Below are 21178 nucleotides of genomic sequence, written 5' to 3'. Positions count from 1 at the left end.
TATCTCAGATATAAGAAACCTCAACCCTTTTTTGACATCTTCTTATCTCTCAATTCTCTTTCTCTGCGCCCTCTGCGCCCTCTGCGGTTCATTAAAAAAAATCTTTCTCAAAAATGCTTGAGACTTGCGATATAACATTTTTAACACCCTTCCTTCAATCTAAAATCTAAAATCTAAAATCCCATGACTCGCCACCTTCTCAAGGCTAACTGCAACACCGTACACTTGGGCGGTTTCTCTCCGAATATCGAACCTGCTTTAAGGGTGGATTCGGGCGATCGCATCGACATCGAAACCTATTCAGGATATTATGTTGCTGACAAGGCCCCGCCCGAATTTCTGACGCCGGAATTTTTAGATATTTGTCAGAATTTGCCTCCCCACCGCAAAGTTGGCCCCGGGCCCCACTTGCTAACAGGCCCGATTTATGTTAATAATGCCGAACCGGCAGACGTTTTAGAAATTCACATTGAGGATGTTTACCCAAGTTTGCCAGTCGGATTTAATGCAATTCGTGCCGGATGGGGAGCATTACCTGACTATTTTTCCGAACCTAAATTGCGGTTTATTCCGCTAGATTTACAGCAAAAAACTGCGGAATTTCCCCCAGGTAGCCGCCTTGGGATTCCCCTGCGTCCTTTTTTTGGAATTATCGGCGTCGCCAATGCCGAAATCAACCGTTCTTCTATTCCTCCAGAGCGCTACGGCGGCAATATGGACAATCAGGAACTCCAAGCAGGAACGCGGTTATTTTTACCTGTTTTTCTGCGCGGCGGTTTACTGTCCATCGGTGACGGACATTCGGCACAAGGAGACGGTGAAGTTGACGGTACTGCTATAGAAACTTCGATGAACGGGACTATTCAAATCATCTTACGCAAAGATTTTATTTTGATGTTTCCGTTTGCAGAAACGCCCACTCATATTGTAATTATGGGATTCGGTAGAACATTAGATGAAGCGTTTGAGATGGCGGTCAAACAGACGGTTTATTGGTTGCAAAAGTTTGCGGGTTTCAAAGAGGAAGATGCTTATGTTTTGTGTTCCATTGCCGTAAATTTTCGGGTTACGCAGGCTGTCAACAATCCTCAGAAAGGAGTTCACGGAATGATGCCCAAGTGTATTTTGCCCGATGTGAACATTATTGACCACCGAGTTTGAGGTAAAATGATAACACGCGATCGACAAAAAAATTACGATCGCGATCGCACACAATACACAAATTTGTCACTGCTGTGGTCGATCGGGATCGCCATCCTGTTGACAATTAAGCTTAAAATAGGATAAGTTACCAGTTCTACCTAAATCGAACTCAACATGAAAAACCAGACTGACGATGTTGCCAAAAAAGATTTAGTCGATCGAGCTTTTGGGAGTGCAGAAATACCAGATCCGACAGCGTGGGTGCACGAACATTATTTTCTGGCTAATTTCGCCCATACTCTGGCCCACATCCAAGAACATATGTCTGAAGACAGTTGCGAAATCGGCGAGAATGGTGAGTCTGGCGAGGGGATATTATCGATCGATGCCAAAATTAGAGATATGTTGAGAGCTACTTTTAGCGACGACGGCTGGCAGTATGTCGAAAGTTTATTGTGAGTTTGGTACAATGCCTAAGTATTTGTACCTTCATAACTTGAGCTCGTAAATGATACCAGTTTCACAAAAGAATGCAACTGTAGCCGGGTGATCTAAACCCTTAGATCATTCGTTATCCCCAATTTTTTAATCTCAAATATCAAATCTCAAATAATATCACTTTCCTCCCCCAAGACAGACTCGCAATTCAGACTGCCTGCGTGCATTTCCACCCCAATTTGAAGTAAATTTGACCTATTGTGATGTAGGATACTTTAGATGGGGGGGAAATTACTGTCACTAGGAATTTCGATCGATCGCAAAAACGCCGCACTTTCTTCAGGCAAAGCAGTATTGATAAACATCCCGCTGCCCAACTCAAACCCTGCTTGCTTGGTGACTCTGGGAATAATGGCGATATACCAGTGAAAGTATTTTGTTGCCCGTTGGGCGATCGGCACCGATCGAATATTATAGTTGTAATCGGGATTGTTCAATCCGTAATAAAACTTAGCCAGTACAGTTTTTAAAGTATAGGCAAGATCCGTAAGTTCCGCATCAGTAATCTCATCAAACGAAGAGGAATGGCGGCGCGGAAAAATCCAAGTGTGAAACGGTGAAAGTGCAGCGTAAGGGATAAAAGCCACAAAATGTTCACTCTCACAAATCACTCTTTCTCGCGCGGCTAATTCATCTTCCAAAGTCCGGCAAAACAGACATTCTCCCGTGTCATCAAAATATCTAATAGCTTCGTCAATGCGGCTGCGAAATTGGCTGGGTACAACGGGCGTCGCTGCTATCTGCGAGTGGGGGTGTTCGAGAGAAGTTCCGGCAGTTTCGCCGTGATTTTTGAAGATAATAATTGTTTCAATGTGGGGATTTTTTCTAATTTCTACATAGCGCTGGCGGTATACTAAAAGTATGTTTGCAACTTCTTCAACGCTCAACAAAGCTGTCGTCAAATCGTGCCGCGGGTGTTCGACAATTACCTCGTGAACGCCGATTCCCGCCATCGTGCGGTGAATTCCCGATGATATCCTCATCCATTCTGCTGTCGGGGAGAGGGCGGGATATTTGTTATAAATTGCCCTGACTTTCCAGCCAGCGCGATCGCCCAAACGGCAAGTTTCTAAGGTTCCGTCTTCCTCATTTCCCACGCAAAAGGGGCAATCGGCACGGTGCGGTGGCACTAATATTTCGCACTTTTTTTTGTTAGCAAATTGATCTGGTCTTGTCGCCCGTTCGGTGGCGATGATTACCCAATCTCTGGTAATTAAATTTTGTCTAAGTTCAGACACTTTTTTACCTTCACTTGTAGGGCTTAACCGTTTATTATTGTATAGAAAAATTTGTATGTTGTCATTCCCTATTGCAATTTTTTAACAAATCTTGATTTCTAATTTTCCCAGCCGTTTCCCAACAAAAGTTAACAACAGTTGGCATCGAGGAAAGAGGGCGAGTAGGGACTACAGTGGTTGCTCGCGATCTTACAGAATATCTGTCTAGGCAGTACAGGCAAGCACAGATTTTAATTGCAGAGATTAAGCCAACTGCAACTGCACATTCTGCAACTTGCAAATAGCTTTCAACACTTGCACTAACAAGAGCGGTCGCTCTTTGTAAATCAAGTTCAATTCCGGTAAAATCTGATAAGTGCAAGGATTTCCGCGCGTCACCCGCAAAAACCGATAACTTTCGCCATTCGTTGTCAATCCCCAAACAGACGATTGCTGCTGCAAACTTTTATAAGCATAAGTCAGCAATTGCGGCAAACCGGCCCAAGGATCGATCGCACTATTTTGCGCCTCGACTACCAAAATCCAAAACTGTGCCACCGCGAGCTCTGCATCCGGCTGATTTACGGCTAAGACATCCAACCGCCCTTTAATTAAAGTATCCCCATCCTCAACCTGGATCGGGATGCTATCTCCCATTGTCAGCACGATCGGAATATCAAAAAATCCTGCTAATCTCATTAACGGTGAAAGCACTAAAAATTTAACAAGTTCTTCTGAAACTTTTCCGGCGGATAAGTAGCGTCGAAAGTCAGTTCTAATTTTTAATATTTCCTGCTGTTCTAATTCTGACAGCGGTTCCAAAGAGAAAAAATCGGTGAAGGCATCTCCTTCTCGCTCTTCCAGTTTGAGAAGGCGGCAAACGTCATTTAGCGACAGTTGGCTTGCTTCTAAATTTTGGGTTATGCTTTTCCCTATCATTTAGGTTGAATAATTCTTTTCAAGCAGCTTCACATCATTATACTATTAAACTAAAACTTGTACAATATTTTATATGAAAACTTTACCCGAAACGAAGCTCTATCGAACTTTATTTAGCCTCAAGATTCGATGCCATTATAATTTTCAAATAAACAGCCACCGCCCCAACATTTACACAATCACCAAAATTCTTAACGAAACTAAAGATATTTTTGCGGTCAATTGCGTACAAAATAGTTTAAAGAAGTAGATGCAGTTACAGAAAAAGCAATGTCACAAGATACCATCGAATCAATTCTTCATGAAAAACGCCTATTTCACCCGCCCGCTGAATTCTCAGAAAAAGCACACATCAAAAGCTTAGAAGAGTACCAAGCCCTCTACGATAAAGCCAAAGCTGACCCCCAAGCATTCTGGGCAGAACTTGCCGCCCAAGAATTGCACTGGTTCCAAAACTGGGATACCGTGCTCGACTGGCAGCCGCCTTTTGCTAAATGGTTTGTCAACGGCAAAATTAACATTTCTTACAATTGTCTCGATCGCCACTTAACCACTTGGCGCAAAAATAAAGCCGCCCTGATTTGGGAAGGCGAACCCGGAGACTCTCGCACCCTCACCTACGCGCAACTCCACCGCGAAGTCTGCCAAATGGCGAACGTCATCAAAGAATTGGGAGTTCAAAAGGGCGATCGCGTCGGCATTTATATGCCGATGATTCCCGAAGCTGCGATCGCCATGCTAGCCTGCGCCAGAATCGGTGCAGTACACAGCGTTGTTTTTGGCGGATTTAGTGCAGAAGCTTTGCGCGATCGGCTAAACGATGGCGAAGCAAAACTCGTCATCACCGCAGACGGTGGCTTCCGCAAAGATGCAGCAGTTGGCCTCAAAGCACAAGTAGACAAAGCCCTCGCCAACAACGTCGCACCCAGCGTTACCAACGTTCTCGTCGTCCAGCGTACCAAACAGGAAGTGCACATGGAACCCGGGCGCGATCACTGGTGGCACGAGTTGCAAAAAGACGCTTCCGCCGACTGCCCCGCCGAACCGATGGACAGCGAAGATATGCTGTTCGTACTCTACACCAGCGGCAGTACCGGCAAACCGAAAGGAGTCGTCCACACCACAGGTGGCTACAACCTTTACACCCACATGACCACCAAGTGGATCTTCGACCTTCAAGATACCGATGTCTACTGGTGCACCGCAGACGTAGGCTGGATTACAGGCCACAGTTACATAGTCTACGGCCCGCTTTCCAACGGCGCGACCACAATCATGTACGAAGGTGCACCCCGCGCGTCCAACCCAGGCTGTTTTTGGGATGTGATCGAAAAATACGGCGTCACAGTTTTCTACACTGCACCCACTGCGATCAGAACATTCATGAAAATGGGTGAACACTTGCCGAATGCGCGCAATTTGTCATCTTTACGATTGTTAGGAACCGTCGGCGAACCGATCAATCCCGAAGCTTGGATGTGGTATCAGCGCGTAATTGGCAACTCGAATTGTCCGATCGTCGATACTTGGTGGCAAACAGAAACCGGGGGAATTATGATTACCGCTTTGCCCGGTGCAATTCCTACAAAACCCGGTTCTGCCACCCTACCGTTCCCCGGAATTGTGGTCGATGTTGTTGACCAAGATGGCGAACCAGTCACTAACGAAAGCGGCGGTTATTTAGTGGTGAAACATCCTTGGCCGGGAATGATGCGTACACTTTACAACGATCCAGACCGTTTTCGCCGCACCTATTGGGAATATTTGCACCCGAAAGATGGCGAATTTGTGTACTTTGCAGGGGACGGCGCGCACAAGGACAAAGACGGTTATTTCTGGGTAATGGGCCGCGTTGACGATGTAATTAATGTGGCAGGACACCGACTCGGCACAATGGAAGTCGAGTCGGCTTTGGTATCGCATCCAGCGGTGGCGGAAGCTGCGGTTGTTGGTAAACCGGATGAGATTAAAGGTGAGGACATTGTGGCTTTTGTCACGCTGGACAACTCGCAGCAACCTAGCGATGAATTGGCTAAGGAATTGAAGCAGCACGTTGTTAAGGAAATTGGGGCGATCGCCCGTCCCGGCGAAATTCGATTTACCGATGCTTTGCCGAAAACGCGAAGCGGCAAAATCATGCGCCGGTTGCTGCGTTCTTTAGCTGCGGGAGAAGAGGTTTCTGGAGATACTTCGACCTTGGAAGACCGGACGGTTTTGGATAAATTGCGCGGCGGTTCGTAAGGGGATTTTTTTCAGGGCAGGTTCTTAATAGCAGTAGGGTGCACTGCCCGGCGCACCTTACTCTTTCTCCTTATGCTATGTTAGATATTTTTACTGTAGCAATGAATTATTTGGCTCATCTATTCTTATCAAAAGGCACACCAGAATCCCTGATTGGCAACCTCTTAGGAGATTTTGTCAAAGGTTCGGCCGTCAACCTTTATCCCGAGGAAATTAGAAAGGGCATCGATTTGCACCGCAAAGTAGATAGCTACACGGACTCTCACGCAATAGTGCGATCGAGTAAAAGCCTTGTTTCTTCCCACAGACGAAGGTTTGCTGGAGTTTTGATTGACGTGTTTTACGACCACTTCTTAGCTAAAAATTGGCTGGAATATTCAGAAATTCCGCTCCGGGATTTTTCTCAGGATGTCTATAAAATCCTGCAAGACAACCGCGATATATTACCTGACTCTCTCCAGCGGGTGCTGCCCACAATAATCGCCCGCGACTTGCTTTCATCTTATCAGGAAATTGCCGAAATCGGCATCACTCTTACAAGAATGTCGGCGCGACTAAAACGCACAAATAACTTGGCAAGCGGCATAGAAGATTTGACAGCTAACTATCAACGATTAGAATCGGATTTTCGTGATTTTTTTCCCGATTTGATAAGATACGCGACTGTTGGCAAATTTTAATATAAAAAACAAAAATTCCAGTTGCTCGCGATAACGAACTCGTGTATAATCCAAGCCATAACTGCATGAAATCTCAAATGCAACAGGGTTCAAAATATGGCAACCAGAATTCCGAACCTGCAAATAACTAAAGTAGTTGATGGCGACAGCATCAAAATTTTTCTCAACGGAAAAACCGAGTCTCTGCGCCTGATTTGCGTCGATACAGAAGAAAGTCATTCAGGAGGCTCCAAACCTATAACTGCGGCGGGAAAAGCAGCTTCGGAAATGGCTAAAAAATATTTCGCCACAGCAGAGGGCGGATTTGCTACAGTTGACATAGAATTTGATACAGATGACCCGATAGAAATTGCGGTGGAAAAACACCGCGATAACTACGGGCGTCTACTATGTTACGTGCATAAAGACGGAGAAAATTACAATTTGAAACTGATTGCCGAAGGCTGGAGTCCCTACTTTGTGAAATACGGGCGCTCCAGATTGTATCACCGCCCAATGACTGAGGCAGAATCGGCAGCTAAAGCTTACAATCTGATGATTTGGAATCCGATTATCAATGCCAAAATTCCCTCTCGCAACTATGCTAATTTACTGCCTTGGTGGTCGATGCGAGCCTCAATTGTTGAAGAGTTTCGGTTGTCGGAAGCAACAGGAGGAGCGCTTTCTTTGAGGTTGCACTACCCAAAAATATTAGCGGCTTCTGAGAGAGCTAAATCTATTACTATTTTCTGCGATTTGCAGGCGGGAATTACTAAATGGATCGGCGGGAGCGCTCTAATTTATGCTGGTTCAGTGTATCATAAATTAGATTTGTGGATACCAGATGCTGAAACTGATGAAAGAGCTCCCTTGAAGCGGCTAATCGAGAAGCGTTATGCGGGCCTGGGACGGGGATATGTGTATGTCAGTGGGAAAGTAGAACTGTACAAAGGGAAGCCTCAAATAGTTTTGAAGGATATCAAACAACTTTCAGACTTTCCCAGATAATATTTTAACTAGAGTGAATTTTATCAATCCTTTTTACTATATATAATTTTCTGAGGAAGTAAGATCGCAAAAATAGAGGGCGTTGCTAAAAAACGATCGCCCTCTATTCAGCCATGATATTCTATTTATCAAGAGATGCAGAAACATTTATTGCTGCATTGAAGGAATATCAAAAAATCGGCATCCTAATGGATTTGTGCGTGCAGATTGATTTTGAGGAGTTGTTATAGGAAGACTAGAGTTAGGAGGTGTGGTATTCAATTCTGAGACGGTAAAAGATTTAGAAATGTTAGGATTTTTCCCGAGATTGCTGGCAGAAGTGTTAGCAAGATTTGGTGACTCGGTAATTGTAATCTTTTGTGTTGCATTTACATTTGTCTGCGATTTGACAGTGGTTTGTGCCTGACACGGATAGGCAATCATAGCAGAAATTACAGCAAAGCTCAGACATCCAATATAGCCCGTTGATTTAATCATATTTATCTAAACCTAAACTTAAAGAACTATTAGTAATGCTCCTAATAATAGATTAAGTTAGGAAAACTTATGTTTCAAGCGTGTTTATGCGTATTTTTTTAAACTTAATAATTAGGTATTTGTATGTAGGAAAAAAAGATAAAAACGGGGAAATTACTACTAAATGTAAAGTTGCAGTAAAGATAGCGGGTTTTTACTGAGAAAAAATTTTAGGAAATCCCGCTGGAGTTTTAATCACTGTCTGCTGACGGAAGAACACCTTTCTCGCTTAACAGGAAGGATGCCTGTTCCACAAAATAAAATTTTCTTGTGGGCCCTTCCTCGGGACCGAGTTCACCAAAATTGTTTGCAATTGGCGATCGCTCTACTAAACCCAGCCCCACAGGATTAAACTCTTAAAAGGAGAATGAAGTTCTCAATACACCAACTGAGATCGGGTCGCTATCGCGAGTGTGACCGGGTTGAAAAATCCAGATCAATCCAGGGGTGACGCTGATATTATCATTCACCTGCCAGCGGTAGAATACCTCTACATGAGTAGTCGTTCCGGGTTGCCCGCCCGATCGCCCTAAACCCGTATCTAAAAAATCAGGAACGTTATTGCCTGTAGGTAAATTGCTGCTGACAATTTTAGGCGGTTGTCCGATATAAATCCCTCCTAAATTTCCAGCTTTAAACAAATCGGGGAAATTTACAAAAACCATATAATTTGTAGTGGCTACCGTACCCGATTTACTAGGAATCCGAGAATTAGTATAACCAGCCCAACCTCCCAGAGAAACTCGCGATGAAATGCGCCAATTTAAACTTGCTCCAACTGCATGGGTTTGCAGAGAAGCGGACTTATTTGTGTTAGAATTGATAGCTGTTAATTGGCTATCGCCTGCCAAAGTAATCAGATTACCGTCAGGCGAATAATCGTTAACGTAATAGATAGTAAAATCAACGGGATCGGCTGGTGTCAGAGTTAGTTGTACACCCAATGTATTGTGTCCTCTAGACCCGTTAGAACTGACAAAAAATCCAGAAATGTTAGTTGAATAAACTGCTTGCAAACTGGCTCGCTTCGCAAATTGCCAGTCAATGCCGATGCCGCCTAAACCCAAACCAGTGTTCAAAATAGGGTTTCTTTGGGCGAAGGCAGAAATGGGGCCAGAAGCTGCACTTTCTGCCCGATTCGGCCCTCGAAAAGCGGTAATCATGTTAACTCCTGCTGTTCCTGCAAACACTGCCAATTTGTCACCGACCAGAAAGCGGTAGTTGAGGTCGCTGACAGTTAATCCAGAAGTTTCGGCTACATTATAAGCAACGTTTACGTCTTCGGTTAATTGTGGTGAATTGCTTCCGTTCTGGTTGTAAAAACCGATTAATAAGTTACTGCGAGGACTAAATTGAGTGGTTAAGTAGAATTGATTGAGGTTAATGGTGTTGACATTTGTACCCGGGTCTTTGGTATCTCTTTTGCCGTCTCTGGGAGTCCGATCCGCACGGTTGGGCGTGCGCCCTTGTATTCCAAAAATTGTGAATCCCGACAGCTTAGTTGTGGTCGAAAATTGATTGGCTTCTAGTTCGCTAGTTCGCGCTTCTAGCACATCCACTTTGCCTCGAATTGTGGCAATTTCGGCGGCAAATTCTTCTTGCAATTTTTGTAGTTTTATTAAGTCGTCTCGCTTAGCTAGACTTTCAGTTGATTTGGCGATGGACTCGCGGATTGTATCTAAACAAGCATTGACTCCGGCTGCAAATTCATAGCGCGTTATAGCGCGGTTTCCGCGATAGGTTCCGTCGGGGTATCCAGCTATGCAGCCGTATCTTTCTACTAAGGATTGCAGTGCTTGAAATGCCCAGTCTGTGGGCTGTACGTCGCTGAGTTGGGAAACTGATGTAACTTGTTCTAGTGAGTTGTCACCAGGGTAAACTAATGGGGGATTTTCTAATTTATTTTCTTCAACTAATGCGGGTATTGGGGCGGGCTGGGTTTCGCTGGCTTCGGATACGTGAGTTTCTATCTCACTCGCGATAGGTACGGGTGGCTCCGATGTGGGGTTTATCGGTGAAGTTTCATCTACATTGTCAGCTTTTTCGACTAATTTGCGATCGGGATTACGATCGAAATTACCCGCTAGATTATTGGTCGGTGCGGGTAATTGATACCATTCATTAACTGGATCTTCCGAATTTGCACTATTTGCTGTTGTTTCCGGATCAGTCGTTTCTGCTAAGGCTGGAATGCTGAATAATGCCTGCAATCCGAATCCTAGTATTAAGCTGCTAAGGATTTTCCAAATTGGTCGATCGCACTTATGATTTTTCATATTATTTATACTTTGTGAGTAAAAAGCTAAAAAAGTGAGAAAAAGCGTTATTTCCTACGGAATAGCTACGCACGCGCGTACTATTCGAGATGAAGGGCGATCGTAAATTGCATTCCTTCTCCCAAAACCGACGAACAAGTCAAACTGCCACCCTCGCTTTCTTCCAATATGTGACGGCTGATTGACAATCCGGTTCCCGTTTTTTTTAACAGATTTTGTAATAAATGAAGAGTCAAAAATATGTGATATTTTTCCCTCATATCTTCCTCTGCTATTGTCCTTGAGTTTAATCAAAACCTATCGATTTCAACCCCAAAAAGTAGTAACACTAATAATTGAGCCTGGCCTATAATCGATAAAAATTTATTTTTGTGGTTTTTGTGGTCACTTAATTTTTTTAACAACTATAAAACTATATAGACAGATAACTTAGTGATCTTTAAAAGCTTGAGTAAATTAATATTTTTTTATCTTTGGAATTTACGGACGGTTATTATTTCCCTTCACACTAGGTCACAAAACAATAAAAATTATATCATTTTTTCCAGGACGCTAATACTTTATCCTCGCTGTATGCACGTAAAAGGTGCGGAGCGAGTGAGCGTGTAACATCGTTCCGACAGAAACACAATCGATTGTTTTAGCTTGCCAACTTTTTAACTTCAGTATTATTAAGGTTGGTTAAGCCCAATATTAAGTGTATTTAACCCGTTAATACTATAATATTATCACCGCAAATCTGTAGCTGCCAATAGCTGCGCGATCGATCCACACTCCAGAGACTTAAAAGCTATGTGCCAATTACTGGGAATGAACTGCAATGTTCCGACAGATATTTGCTTTTCTTTTGAGGGTTTTTCTGCAAGGGGGGGCAAAACGGACGTTCATCAAGACGGTTGGGGAATTGCTTTCTTTGAAGGTTTGGGATGTCGCCTCTTTATAGACTCTAAACCTGCGATTGCTTCTCCGGTTGCAGAAGTAGTGCGTCGCTATCCCATTCATTCCACTAACGTCATTGCTCACATCCGCAAAGCTACCCAAGGCGAAATTGCTCTGGAAAACTGCCACCCTTTTATTCGGGAACTTTGGGGACGTTATTGGGTGTTTGCTCACAACGGAAATCTCGAAAACTTTTATCCAGAATGTGCCGGAGTTTACAAACCGGTTGGCAAAACTGACAGTGAAAAAGCATTCTGTTTAATATTAGAAAAGCTGCGCTCTACTTTTCCTCAAAGTAAGCCTGCTTTAGCGGAAATTTACCCGGTACTGGAGGAAATTACTAAAACTTTGGCAGAACACGGAATTTTTAATTATTTACTTTCCGATGGAGAACACTTGTTTACCCACTGTTCTACTAATTTGCATTATATTGTGCGACAAGCACCTTTTGCTAGCGCTCACTCGATCGACGAAGATATAACAGTCGATTTTCGGGAATTGACCAAGGAGGACGATCGCGTGGCTGTTATTGCCACTTTTCCGCTGACAGATAACGAAGTTTGGACGCAAATTCAGCCGGGAGAATTGCTGGTATTTCAGGATGGTTGGCCAGTCAATTCTGGGCTGTTGGAGTTAAGCTAACGAGACTTAAACAAATTTAAAGCCTAAACAAAGCCCCAACCTGCTAAATGACCGGCTTTCGAGTTTGATTGATAAAGCCAGATTTGCCATCGCGCTTGACAGTGGCTAAGCCTTCCGAAAAACTGCCCGCCGCCGAAAATTGCGGGGCGATCGCCCACTGGTCTGCTTGATTGATATATCCCCACCCTTTTAAAGCGCTAACTGCTGCTAAATCTTCATTAAATGAGCGGGCGTTGCACAATTTGAGGATGATTCTTGTGGGGTGTCCCGCCTGCTGTGAAAATACACGCCTTCGGGCTACGATATCCCATCCCACAAAACAATCAAAATCATCCCGCAATTATGCAACGCCGAGTAGTTACAGATTTGGTTGCTGCCTAGCTTCCGACTGTCCCCGAACTGACAACAGAGGGATTAATTCGGTTGAACAGCCGCTAGAATTTGTCCGGCTGTCACCGTTTGCCCCTTTTCACAAAACAATTGGGCGACAGTACCCGCAACATCAGCAGTAATAGCAATTTCCATTTTCATCGCTTCCAAAATTAACAGGCGATCGCCCTCAGCAACCGCATCTCCAACATTAACCAGCACCTGCCAAACATTGGCCGAAACGTGAGCGACAACCGCCTCACAGCCGATCGGCAAAGTAACCTCCGCCACCGTTTCAGAAGCTACATCCGCCGAGGCTTCTGCGGCCGCTTCAGCGTCAAATTCCCCGGATGCGGCCCAGCGATCGCGCTCTGCATTAAATGCGGCCTGCTGCTGCGCTTTAAACTCAGCCGCACTGCCCGCAATAGAATGCAAAAACTCATTGTATTCTCTCAAATTAAAAGTGATTTCCTCAACCTTTAATTTAAACTTTCCTTCAATAAATTCTTCCCGACAGCGGTGCAATTCCTCATGAGAAACCGGATAAAATCTCATTTGATCAAAAAAGCGCAAAAGCCAAGGTTTACCAGACTGGAAATCCGCCGTTTGTTTGAACCGATTCCACATTTGCACCGTGCGGCCGACAAATTGATAACCTCCGGGCCCTTCCATCCCGTAAACGCACAAATACGCGCCGCCAATGCCCACTGCATTTTCAGGAGTCCAAGTGCGGGCGGGATTGTATTTAGTAGTAACCAAACGGTGGCGCGGATCGAGGGGAGTTGCGACGGGCGCGCCTAAATAAACGTCTCCCAAACCCATCACTAAATAGCTAGCATTAAATACAATTTCTCTGACTTGTTCGATGCTGTCAAGCCCGTTTATGCGGCGAATAAACTCAATATTGCTGGGACACCAAGGTGCATCCGATCGCACAGACTGCATATATTTTTCAATTGCCAACAGCGTCGATTCATCTTCCCAAGATAAAGGCAAGTGTACAATTCGTGCCGGCACTTCCAAATCCTCGATCGCTGGAAGTTCCGCCTCCGCCGCAATCAGCGCCTGCATTAGCTGCTGTTGCGAAATCTGGCGGCTGTCAAAGTGAATTTGGAGCGATCGCATTCCCGGCACTAATTCGATAACACCCGGCAACGGATTTGCTTTCAACTGTTCCATCAATGCGTGCGCCCGAAAACGCAAATTTAAATCCAGCACCAAGGGGCCGTATTCAACTAGAATATATTTATCCCCAGCTTGACGGTAAGTAACAGCAACCTGTCCCGTAGATTCGGGAATTTCGTGCAAAATGGGAGAAGCGGGAACTGCGGGCAATTCCTCCGCATTTTCCTCAAAAACAGGCAAGCAAAAATTAGCAATTTGCTTATCTTGTGCTAATTCCCGCTGCAAAGCTTCAGCAAAACTCAAACAGTGAAAGCGAATGCTGTCCCCGGGTTTTAGTTGCCCGATTTTCCACAATTCCGACTGCACAATAGTAGCAGGACAGACAAAACCTCCCAAACTCGGGCCGTCAAGACCGAGAATTACAGGCATATCGCCCGTAAAATCGATCGTGCCGATCGCGTAAGCATTATCGTGAATGTTAGACGGGTGCAAACCCGCTTCTCCTCCGTCTTGACGCGCCCAGGTGGGCTTCGGGCCGATCAGCCGAATGCCCGTCCGCGTCGAGTTGTAATGCACCTGCCAGTCTGTGGAGAAAAACATTTCGATGTCTGACTCCGTAAAGAAATCCGGCGCGCCGTGAGGCCCGTATAAAACGCCGATTTCCCAATTATTGCTGTAGGCGGGAATTAGTTCCGGAGGCAAAGATATTTCCGCTTCCAGAGTTGCAGTTTGGTTGAGTTTTAACACATCTCCCGGACGCAGCGTGCGGCCCGCGTGTCCGCCAAATTTGCCCAGTACAAAAGTTGATTTGCTGCCCAAATAATCGGGGACATTAAAGCCGTGTTTGACTGCTAAATAAGTGCGGTAGCCGCCGCCTTGAATAGCTTTTAACTTGAGAATGCTGCCAGCTTTTACGGGAATTGCCGTCCAAAACGGCACCGGTTCGCCGTTTAGCGTTCCCTTCATAATTGCCCCAGTCAAACTAATAACTGTATCGGCATTAAAGCGCAGAGTTGGACCTGTAGCTGTGAATTCCAATCCTGCTGTCGATTCGGGATTTCCTACTAAACGATTTGCCGATCGAAATGCCAGATGATCCATCGGCCCAGAAGGCGGCACGCCAACATCCCAATAGCCAATCCGCCCCGGATAATCCTGAATGCTGCTGTAGGTTCCCCCATCCAATACATCGATCTTTAAAGGTGCGTATTCAAAAGAGTTTAAAAAGCGCGTGCTCAGTTCGCCCCGGCTGAATCGGGAGTCGTCCAAAATCTGGCGGAGGTAATCTAAATTAGTTTCAATTCCCGCTATTTCACTGGCATCTAAAGCAGCTTTAAGTTGAGCGATCGCCTGGGTTCTATTATCCCCGCAAACGATTACTTTGGCTAGCAGCGGATCGTAAAAAGGAGTAACCTCCGTGCCGGTTTCTATCCAACTGTCGCAGCGGACGTTTTCGGGAAACGCAACTTGATTCAGCAACCCGGAACTCGGCTGAAAATTCTTGCCGGCATCTTCGGCATAAATTCGCACCTCAATTGAGTGTCCCTGCGGCCGATAGCGGTACTCTTCCAGGGGGAACAAATCCCCAGAAGCCTGTTTTACCATCCACTCAACGAGGTCGATGTTGTTGACAGCTTCAGTAACGCCGTGTTCAACTTGCAAGCGCGTGTTGACTTCCAAAAAATAAAACTGTTTCGCATCGACATCAAATACAAATTCAACAGTACCTGCTGACTGGTAATTTACCGCTTTTCCCAACCGCACTGCTGCACCGTACAACTGATTTCGCTGTTCGTCGCTAATAGCAGGGGCGGGGGTTTCTTCTATTACTTTTTGATTGCGCCGCTGCACGGAACAATCTCGCTCGCCCAAGGCGATGACATTGCCTTTGCCATCTCCAAAGATTTGGACTTCAATGTGCCTGGCTGTTTGAATGTATTTTTCTAAAAAAACGCCGCTTTGTTTAAAATTGCTTTGACTCAAACGCTGTACTTTTTCAAATGCTTCTGCCAAATCTCGATCGCTAAAACAAGCCTGCAAACCGATGCCGCCGCCGCCTGCGGTACTTTTGAGCATCACCGGATAGCCGATCGCCCCAGCCGCTTTTTGGGCATCTTCTAAACTTGCTAAAAGTTCGCTTCCGGGGGTTAGCGGCACTTGATTTGCAGCGGCTATTTCCCGCGCGGTGTGCTTCAATCCAAAGCAGCGCAACTGACTCGGAGTCGGGCCGATAAATGCAATATTTTCGCTGGCACAAGCTTCGGCAAATTCAGCATTTTCGCTCAAAAAGCCGTAACCCGGATGGATAGCTTGAGCTTTTGTTTGGCGCGCAACTTCGAGAATGCGATCGAACCGCAAATAACTCTCGGCTGCGGCGGCTGCACCGATACAAACGGCTTCGCTGGCGGCGAAAACGTGCTTGGCGCGGGCGTCGGCTTCAGAATATACTGCTACTGAAGCAATTCCGAGGCGATCGAGCGTGCGGATAATTCGGCAGGCAATTTCACCGCGATTTGCAATCAAAACTTTGTTAAACATTTAGGTAATTGCTAATTGATAATTGATAATTGATAATTGCTAATGGGCAATCGATTCTTCAGTCCTATGCAAGAGGACTTTCGCTATTAGCCAGGGGTTTAAACCCCTGGCGGTTTCTGGCGGATATGCAGCTACAACCTATACCGCATCCCAAACAATCAACTGAATCGGTGTAGGATTGTAAGCATTGCAAGGATTGTTCATTTGCGGGCAGTTAGAAATAGCAACCAGCGCGTTCATTTCGGCTCGCAAATCAACTGTACTTCCCGGATCAGAGATGCCGTCAACAATTTCAAGCGTGCCATCTTCGCTAACCGGAACATTCATAAAGAAGTTGATATTGCTGACTAAATCTCGCTTGCCCAAACCGTAGGGAAGAATTGCGGCGAGGAAATTTTCAACGCAGGCGTGCTGGTATTTTTTATCGAGTCCAAACCGCACCGAATTGCTCTCGCAGCTACAGGCGCCGCCGGAGGTATCGTGCCGCCCGCAGGAGTCAGAAATTATGGTCATCATGGCTCGCCCTTCATTGGAAATGAGTTGGCTGTTTGTAGTGACAAAGATGTTGCCTTGGTTGACGATCGTATCGGGGGCGCTGTAGCGTTCGGAAGGGTCATCGGCATTGTAAACTAAAAAATCTACTGCTTGATTTCCGCCTAAATCTACAATGCGGAGAATCTGTCCTTTTTTGATGACACGAGCCCAGGGATATGTGGCTGGTAAAACTTCGTTATAAATTGCAGTTTTTGGATCGAGAAGTTGTTGGGTAGTTGCAGTCATGGTTCACTTTTTGTGAGGAAATTGTAGAATATTTCACCGCAGATTGATGCGGATAAGATTGAGTTGGGGAATCTAGTTTATTGCACGAACAAAGCATCGGTGTTGATGAACCCGCGCACGGCTTCCGGGTTGGCGGTGCGGCACAAGTCGTCTGGTGCGGCTGCGGGGGATTTCACAATCTGAATTTGGATGGGTTTTGGATCGTAAATTGACCCAGGATGCAGGATGTGGGGGCAGTTAGAGATAACGGTCAATACGTTCATTTCTGCTCGCAAATCGATAAAACTACCCGGTTTTTCGCAGCCTTCGCGAAACTCCATCGTGCCGTCTGGTTTGACGGCAATGCGAGTAAATAAGTTGATGTTGGGCATGATATCTTTTTTGCCTAAACCCCACCGACTTAGGGCTTTGAGGAAGTTGTCGCGGGAGTTTTTCCAGTCTCCTTCGCCGTATTTTTTGGCATTGCTAATGGCGTTGCTGCATCCTCCTAGCAAATCGTGACAGCCGGAGGTGTCTTGGGTGATGGAAAATAGGATGCGCCCCATGTCTGTGTAGATCACCATGCCTTGTTTGAGAAAGGCGTTGAATTGAATTTTGGCGGTGTCTGCTGCGTTGAAACGTTCGATCGCATTGTCGGCGTTGTAGCACAGCATGGAAACACCGCGAGAGCCTTCTAGATCGGTGATTCGCAGGGTGTTTCCCCGCTTGATGACTCCCGACCAGTACGCGCCGCCAGGTACGGTTTCTTGCATTAATACGAGGTCAGAATCAATTTCTGAGTTTGTGTCGATCGATGATAGTTGCACCATAAGTTCCTCTTGATGTATTTGGGGGGGTCAGCGAAACAAAACAATAGTATTTTGTAGTGGCCAAACTCACCCTGTCCCAAAGTAATATTTATCTCCACTGATATCTTGCACCATTCTCAAGAACGGGCAAGATGCTCGTTCCACAATAAAATTGAGTTTTGTGGAACGGGCATCTTGCCCGTTCCTAAATAGGTAATTGACAATGGTGCAAGATGTTAAGTTTCCACTTACTTAAGTTGGCAGTTAAACTCTTGGCGCGGGTGCAAAAAGTGCAAATACAAACCTATTTCTATTTAAGCAGCCATTGCAACTGCTTCCTGTCCGTTTATATTTGGCACCATTCTCAAGAACAGGCAAGATGCCCGTTCCACAAAGAGTGAGTTTTCTTGTGGGGTGGGCATCCTGCCCGCCCAAAAAGTGCAAATACAAACCTATTTCTATTTAAGCAGCCATTGCAACTGCTTCTTGTCCGTGTTTCCGCATCAAATCCATGAGTTCGTCGCGGTAATCGTGGAATTTGGCGTGGCGTTTAACGCTGGGAGTGCGATCGGGCAAATTAATCGACATTTCCTTTCTCACTGTACCGGGACGAGCGCCCAAAGCATAAATCCGATTGGAAAGAAACACCGCTTCTTCGACATCGTGGGTAATCATAAAGATTGTAATCTGAGTGCGGCGCCACAAATCGAGCATGAATTCGTGCATCGATTCTTTAGTGTGGATGTCCAAGGCGCCGAAAGGTTCATCCATTAATAACACTTTAGGTTCAGAAGCGAGGGCGCGGGCGATTGCCACCCGCTGTTTCATCCCGCCCGACAATTCCTTCGGCAGCGACGAAGCAAACTGCGTCAATCCTACCACATTCAAATAATAGCTCGCTTGTTCGCGCCGCTTTTTCTTGGACACGCCTTGAAGTTTGAGGCCAAACTCGGCATTTTCCTGCACGTTCATCCAAGGATAAAGAGTGTAATGCTGAAATACCATACCTCGATCCGGCCCAGGCGAAACAACTTCTTTGCCATCAATTTTCACTTCCCCTTTTGTCGGCTTGTCTAATCCCGCAATCTGCCTCAACAGAGTTGATTTGCCCGAACCGGATGCGCCTACCGCGCAGATAAATTCGCCTTGCTTAATGCTCATATTGATGTCCTTGAGGACAACTAATTTACCGTTTTTCGTTTCAAAGTTTTTGTGCAGGTTGTTGATTTGTAGAAACATGAGTTTATCCTCTGTATTGTAAGTAAAAAATTGATTTTTTCATTCCCAAAATATGTAGATTTTAGGCCTAAAAACGATATCTAGCGTGGGTTTCAATTTTATTTTACACCACGACCTTCTTCCCTCTTCCCTCTTCCTTCTTCCTTCTTCCCTCTTCCTTCAACATCTGCTTACTGTTTCTGAATTGACCATTTACAAGAAACCCGCAGCAGATATTGAAAAAGCAAGTCAAAAGTCAGTCCGATCGCCCCAATGACAATCAGCCCCACAAAAATTTCATCGGTTCGGAGAAATCGACCTGCGACGCTGATCCGGCGGCCTAAGCCTTCGGTTGCGGCAATCAATTCCGAAACGATTACCAATTGCCAAGCCGCAGCTAGGTTGATGCGGCTTGCATCAAGAATTCCCGGCAAAACGTGGGGAAAAATAACTTGAGTTAAGATTTCCCAGCGATTTCCGCCCAACATATAAGTAGATTCGATCAAGTCTTTTGGAACAAACTTGACTGTATCCATCACCATCAGCGAATTGAAGAAAAAGACGCCGATAAATATCAGCATTATTTTGGGTTCTTCGCCGATGCCCAAGTAAAGAATTAGTAGGGGAATGAATGCTGGTGCGGGCATATATCGCATCAAGCCGAACATGGGTTCAAGCAAGGCACGAATACTGGAAAAACTGCCCATCAGCACGCCAATTGGTATGGAAAAAACCAAGGCGAACAGAAAGCCCACTCCCACCCGCCACAAACTCGCTACCGTGTCTTTCAAAAGTTCGCGAGTGTTCCACAGCCGACCAAATGCCTCTAAAACTTTGCCGGGGGAAGGCAAAAATTTGGGGTCTACGTTGGCGAAGGTTGTTACTAGCCACCACAGCAGCACCGGCAGTGCGATCGATGTTACCGTTAACCCAATATTGAGGGGTTGTGGTATCTCTTCCGCAATCCGCCAGAAAACGGTGGGATTTAGGCTTTTTTGCTTGAGGTGGGATTGGATCGATCGGGGTTCGGGATTTGGTGGCATGATTTAATTGCAGAATTGTTGAGCGAGTAATTTTAGTAGCTTTTTGGTATAAATAATAAGGTTGAAACTTTGTTGTGTCTGCAAAATCGTAGATTTGACCTCCTAGCTTTTACCTTCGGCATAAGCTTTGATAAAGCGATCGTCAAATAATTTGCTGAGATCTGGTTGGGTTTTGGCTAAATTTACATCGACGAGAAATTTAGTCATTTCTGCCGCCGCAAACTGCAATGATGTCATGTCATTTCCCGGTTGAAAGGCTTTCAAGTTTTCCTCAATCGTAAATATTTTAGTGCCATTTTCATATTCTTTGTATTCTTCAACGCTAACTCCGGCGCGGTTGGCTAGAATTTCGTAAGATTTTTCTTTATTTGCTTTCATGTATTCCCATGTCGCAAACCATGAATTGACCAGCGCTTGCACTCGATCTGGGTGTTGGTTAATAAACTTTCGGGTGAATACCAAATGGTCGGAAATCGCCCCCGGAAAATCTTTGGAACTAAACAGTTCTTTGCTGTTCGATCGTTTTAATGCCTGGGTGGTAAACGGCGCAAATACTGCCACCGCATCGACTTGTCCTCCGACGAAAGCCGCCGCAGCTTTGCCGGTTTCCAGCGGTACAAATTGAATGTCCTGCACTGATAAGCCTGCTTTTCTCAGCCCTAACAATAAGAGAAAGTGATCGACTGTACCTTCCTCTGCTGCGACTTTTTTACCTTTCAAATCGGCAACGGAATTGATGCCTTCGGCGACAATCACTTTGTCATTTCCCGTCGAGTTGTCGTTGACTAAAACAATTACTTGGTCGGCGCCGCCGGATATAGAGTTTACTGTATCGCCGAGGGTTTGGCTGTTAGCATCTATCTGTCCTGCTGTGAGGGTGCTGATGGATTCTAAGTAGCCGTCAAACCATTTTAAGTCTACAGGAACATTGTTGGCTTCAAATATCTTTTGTTCTTTGGCAATTTGCCAAGGAAACCAGCCTGGCCACGCGCTGAATCCGAGGCGAACTGCGTTAGCACTTACTGAAGAAGCTGCTTCGGTTTCTGTCGTGGTTTTGATATAAATTGCCGGGTTGACGCAGCCGACAGCGAAAAACAAGGTGATGAAAAATAGGGCGAAGTAAGATAAGGGCGATCGCGTTATTTTGGGGGAGCAATATCGGATATTCATAGCATATTCTGGTTGCTGGTTAGAGGTGAATATGTCGATCGAGCTTTTGCACCTTCTTTGGCTTCCTTA

18 protein-coding genes are annotated in these 21178 nt (G+C 45.4%); 6 read left to right on the top strand and 12 right to left on the bottom strand.

What is annotated here, in order from left to right:
• Nucleotides 1-183: 183 nt before the first annotated feature.
• Both QUA42_RS14250 and QUA42_RS14245 read left to right on the top strand, forming a co-directional pair.
• Nucleotides 184-1161 (top strand): acetamidase/formamidase family protein, encoded by a 978-nt coding sequence (locus tag QUA42_RS14250; protein ID WP_333137837.1) that lies wholly within the window; start codon nt 184-186, stop codon nt 1159-1161.
• Between the two features lie 156 nt (nt 1162-1317).
• Entirely contained in the window at nt 1318-1602 is a 285-nt protein-coding gene (locus QUA42_RS14245; protein ID WP_333041379.1) for a hypothetical protein, read from the top strand.
• A 254-nt stretch (nt 1603-1856) separates the two neighbouring features.
• Here QUA42_RS14245 and galT read toward each other — a convergent pair whose 3' ends face one another.
• Together galT and QUA42_RS14235 are read right to left on the bottom strand one after the other, a co-directional pair.
• A complete protein-coding gene (gene galT / locus QUA42_RS14240) occupies nt 1857-2879 on the bottom strand; it encodes a galactose-1-phosphate uridylyltransferase (RefSeq protein ID WP_333137836.1) in 1023 nt (340 codons plus the stop codon).
• A gap of 243 nt (nt 2880-3122) precedes the next feature.
• Nucleotides 3123-3797, bottom strand: a complete 675-nt coding sequence (locus QUA42_RS14235; RefSeq protein ID WP_333137835.1) for a restriction endonuclease subunit R — start codon at nt 3795-3797, stop codon at nt 3123-3125.
• Between the two features lie 270 nt (nt 3798-4067).
• Here QUA42_RS14235 and acs point away from each other — a divergent pair, with 270 nt between their 5' ends.
• From acs to QUA42_RS14220, 3 genes are all read left to right on the top strand, one after another.
• Nucleotides 4068-6038, top strand: a complete 1971-nt coding sequence (gene acs, locus QUA42_RS14230) for an acetate--CoA ligase (RefSeq protein WP_333137834.1) — start codon at nt 4068-4070, stop codon at nt 6036-6038.
• A gap of 77 nt (nt 6039-6115) precedes the next feature.
• Nucleotides 6116-6718 (top strand): ACP phosphodiesterase, encoded by a 603-nt coding sequence (locus QUA42_RS14225; RefSeq protein WP_333137833.1) that lies wholly within the window; start codon nt 6116-6118, stop codon nt 6716-6718.
• Nucleotides 6719-6814: 96 nt separating this feature from the next.
• Entirely contained in the window at nt 6815-7705 is an 891-nt protein-coding gene (locus QUA42_RS14220; RefSeq protein ID WP_333137832.1) for a thermonuclease family protein, read from the top strand.
• Between the two features lie 147 nt (nt 7706-7852).
• Here QUA42_RS14220 and QUA42_RS14215 read toward each other — a convergent pair whose 3' ends face one another.
• The 3 genes from QUA42_RS14215 to QUA42_RS14205 all read right to left on the bottom strand — a co-directional run bounded on the left by QUA42_RS14215 (nt 7853) and on the right by QUA42_RS14205 (nt 10757).
• Entirely contained in the window at nt 7853-8182 is a 330-nt protein-coding gene (locus QUA42_RS14215) for a hypothetical protein (RefSeq protein WP_333137831.1), read from the bottom strand.
• 395 nt (nt 8183-8577) lie between these two features.
• A complete protein-coding gene (locus QUA42_RS14210; protein WP_333137830.1) occupies nt 8578-10497 on the bottom strand; it encodes an iron uptake porin in 1920 nt (639 codons plus the stop codon).
• An 80-nt stretch (nt 10498-10577) separates the two neighbouring features.
• The gene (locus tag QUA42_RS14205) at nt 10578-10757 is read right to left on the bottom strand and encodes a hypothetical protein (RefSeq protein ID WP_333137829.1); all 180 of its coding nucleotides are present in this window, start codon (nt 10755-10757) and stop codon (nt 10578-10580) included.
• 532 nt (nt 10758-11289) lie between these two features.
• Between QUA42_RS14205 and QUA42_RS14200 the strand changes: the two genes are divergently transcribed.
• Nucleotides 11290-12078 carry a class II glutamine amidotransferase gene (locus QUA42_RS14200; RefSeq protein ID WP_333070642.1) on the top strand — a complete coding sequence of 263 codons (789 nt, stop codon included), beginning with the start codon at nt 11290-11292 and terminating at the stop codon, nt 12076-12078.
• A 43-nt stretch (nt 12079-12121) separates the two neighbouring features.
• On the opposite strand, the gene QUA42_RS14195 is transcribed toward QUA42_RS14200, so the two are convergent.
• From QUA42_RS14195 to QUA42_RS14165, 7 genes are all read right to left on the bottom strand, one after another.
• Nucleotides 12122-12418, bottom strand: a complete 297-nt coding sequence (locus tag QUA42_RS14195; RefSeq protein WP_333137828.1) for a WG repeat-containing protein — start codon at nt 12416-12418, stop codon at nt 12122-12124.
• Between the two features lie 74 nt (nt 12419-12492).
• On the bottom strand, nt 12493-16110 hold the full coding sequence (gene uca / locus QUA42_RS14190; protein ID WP_333137827.1) for an urea carboxylase: 3618 nt from the start codon (nt 16108-16110) through the stop codon (nt 12493-12495).
• A gap of 138 nt (nt 16111-16248) precedes the next feature.
• Complete coding sequence (locus tag QUA42_RS14185; RefSeq protein WP_333137826.1) at nt 16249-16890, bottom strand: urea amidolyase associated protein UAAP2; 642 nt, start codon at nt 16888-16890, stop codon at nt 16249-16251.
• A gap of 77 nt (nt 16891-16967) precedes the next feature.
• Nucleotides 16968-17699 (bottom strand): urea amidolyase associated protein UAAP1, encoded by a 732-nt coding sequence (locus tag QUA42_RS14180; protein WP_333137825.1) that lies wholly within the window; start codon nt 17697-17699, stop codon nt 16968-16970.
• Nucleotides 17700-18140: 441 nt separating this feature from the next.
• Nucleotides 18141-18917, bottom strand: a complete 777-nt coding sequence (locus tag QUA42_RS14175; protein WP_333137824.1) for an ABC transporter ATP-binding protein — start codon at nt 18915-18917, stop codon at nt 18141-18143.
• A 170-nt stretch (nt 18918-19087) separates the two neighbouring features.
• A complete protein-coding gene (locus QUA42_RS14170; RefSeq protein ID WP_333137823.1) occupies nt 19088-19939 on the bottom strand; it encodes an ABC transporter permease in 852 nt (283 codons plus the stop codon).
• 102 nt (nt 19940-20041) lie between these two features.
• Entirely contained in the window at nt 20042-21109 is a 1068-nt protein-coding gene (locus QUA42_RS14165) for an ABC transporter substrate-binding protein (RefSeq protein ID WP_333137822.1), read from the bottom strand.
• Nucleotides 21110-21178: the final 69 nt, after the last annotated feature.

The sequence above is a fragment of the Microcoleus sp. Pol11C2 genome, from assembly GCF_036701505.1.
Taxonomy (GTDB): Bacteria; Cyanobacteriota; Cyanobacteriia; order Cyanobacteriales; family Microcoleaceae; genus Microcoleus.
The sequence above is the reverse complement of the archived record's forward strand: the minus strand, read 5'-3'. Positions and strand labels throughout refer to the sequence as shown.

What these genes read in the sequence shown, in the direction of transcription:
- QUA42_RS14250 (WP_333137837.1), top strand. Translation starts at nt 184, where the DNA reads ATGACTCGCCACCTTCTCAAGGCTAACTGCAACACCGTACACTTGGGC.
- QUA42_RS14245 (WP_333041379.1), top strand. Translation starts at nt 1,318, where the DNA reads ATGAAAAACCAGACTGACGATGTTGCCAAAAAAGATTTAGTCGATCGA.
- QUA42_RS14235 (WP_333137835.1), bottom strand. Translation starts at nt 3,797, where the DNA reads ATGATAGGGAAAAGCATAACCCAAAATTTAGAAGCAAGCCAACTGTCG.
- acs (WP_333137834.1), top strand. Translation starts at nt 4,068, where the DNA reads ATGTCACAAGATACCATCGAATCAATTCTTCATGAAAAACGCCTATTT.
- QUA42_RS14225 (WP_333137833.1), top strand. Translation starts at nt 6,116, where the DNA reads ATGTTAGATATTTTTACTGTAGCAATGAATTATTTGGCTCATCTATTC.
- QUA42_RS14220 (WP_333137832.1), top strand. Translation starts at nt 6,815, where the DNA reads ATGGCAACCAGAATTCCGAACCTGCAAATAACTAAAGTAGTTGATGGC.
- QUA42_RS14215 (WP_333137831.1), bottom strand. Translation starts at nt 8,182, where the DNA reads ATGATTAAATCAACGGGCTATATTGGATGTCTGAGCTTTGCTGTAATT.
- QUA42_RS14210 (WP_333137830.1), bottom strand. Translation starts at nt 10,497, where the DNA reads ATGAAAAATCATAAGTGCGATCGACCAATTTGGAAAATCCTTAGCAGC.
- QUA42_RS14205 (WP_333137829.1), bottom strand. Translation starts at nt 10,757, where the DNA reads ATGAGGGAAAAATATCACATATTTTTGACTCTTCATTTATTACAAAAT.
- QUA42_RS14200 (WP_333070642.1), top strand. Translation starts at nt 11,290, where the DNA reads ATGTGCCAATTACTGGGAATGAACTGCAATGTTCCGACAGATATTTGC.
- uca (WP_333137827.1), bottom strand. Translation starts at nt 16,110, where the DNA reads ATGTTTAACAAAGTTTTGATTGCAAATCGCGGTGAAATTGCCTGCCGA.
- QUA42_RS14185 (WP_333137826.1), bottom strand. Translation starts at nt 16,890, where the DNA reads ATGACTGCAACTACCCAACAACTTCTCGATCCAAAAACTGCAATTTAT.
- QUA42_RS14180 (WP_333137825.1), bottom strand. Translation starts at nt 17,699, where the DNA reads ATGGTGCAACTATCATCGATCGACACAAACTCAGAAATTGATTCTGAC.
- QUA42_RS14175 (WP_333137824.1), bottom strand. Translation starts at nt 18,917, where the DNA reads ATGTTTCTACAAATCAACAACCTGCACAAAAACTTTGAAACGAAAAAC.
- QUA42_RS14170 (WP_333137823.1), bottom strand. Translation starts at nt 19,939, where the DNA reads ATGCCACCAAATCCCGAACCCCGATCGATCCAATCCCACCTCAAGCAA.
- QUA42_RS14165 (WP_333137822.1), bottom strand. Translation starts at nt 21,109, where the DNA reads ATGAATATCCGATATTGCTCCCCCAAAATAACGCGATCGCCCTTATCT.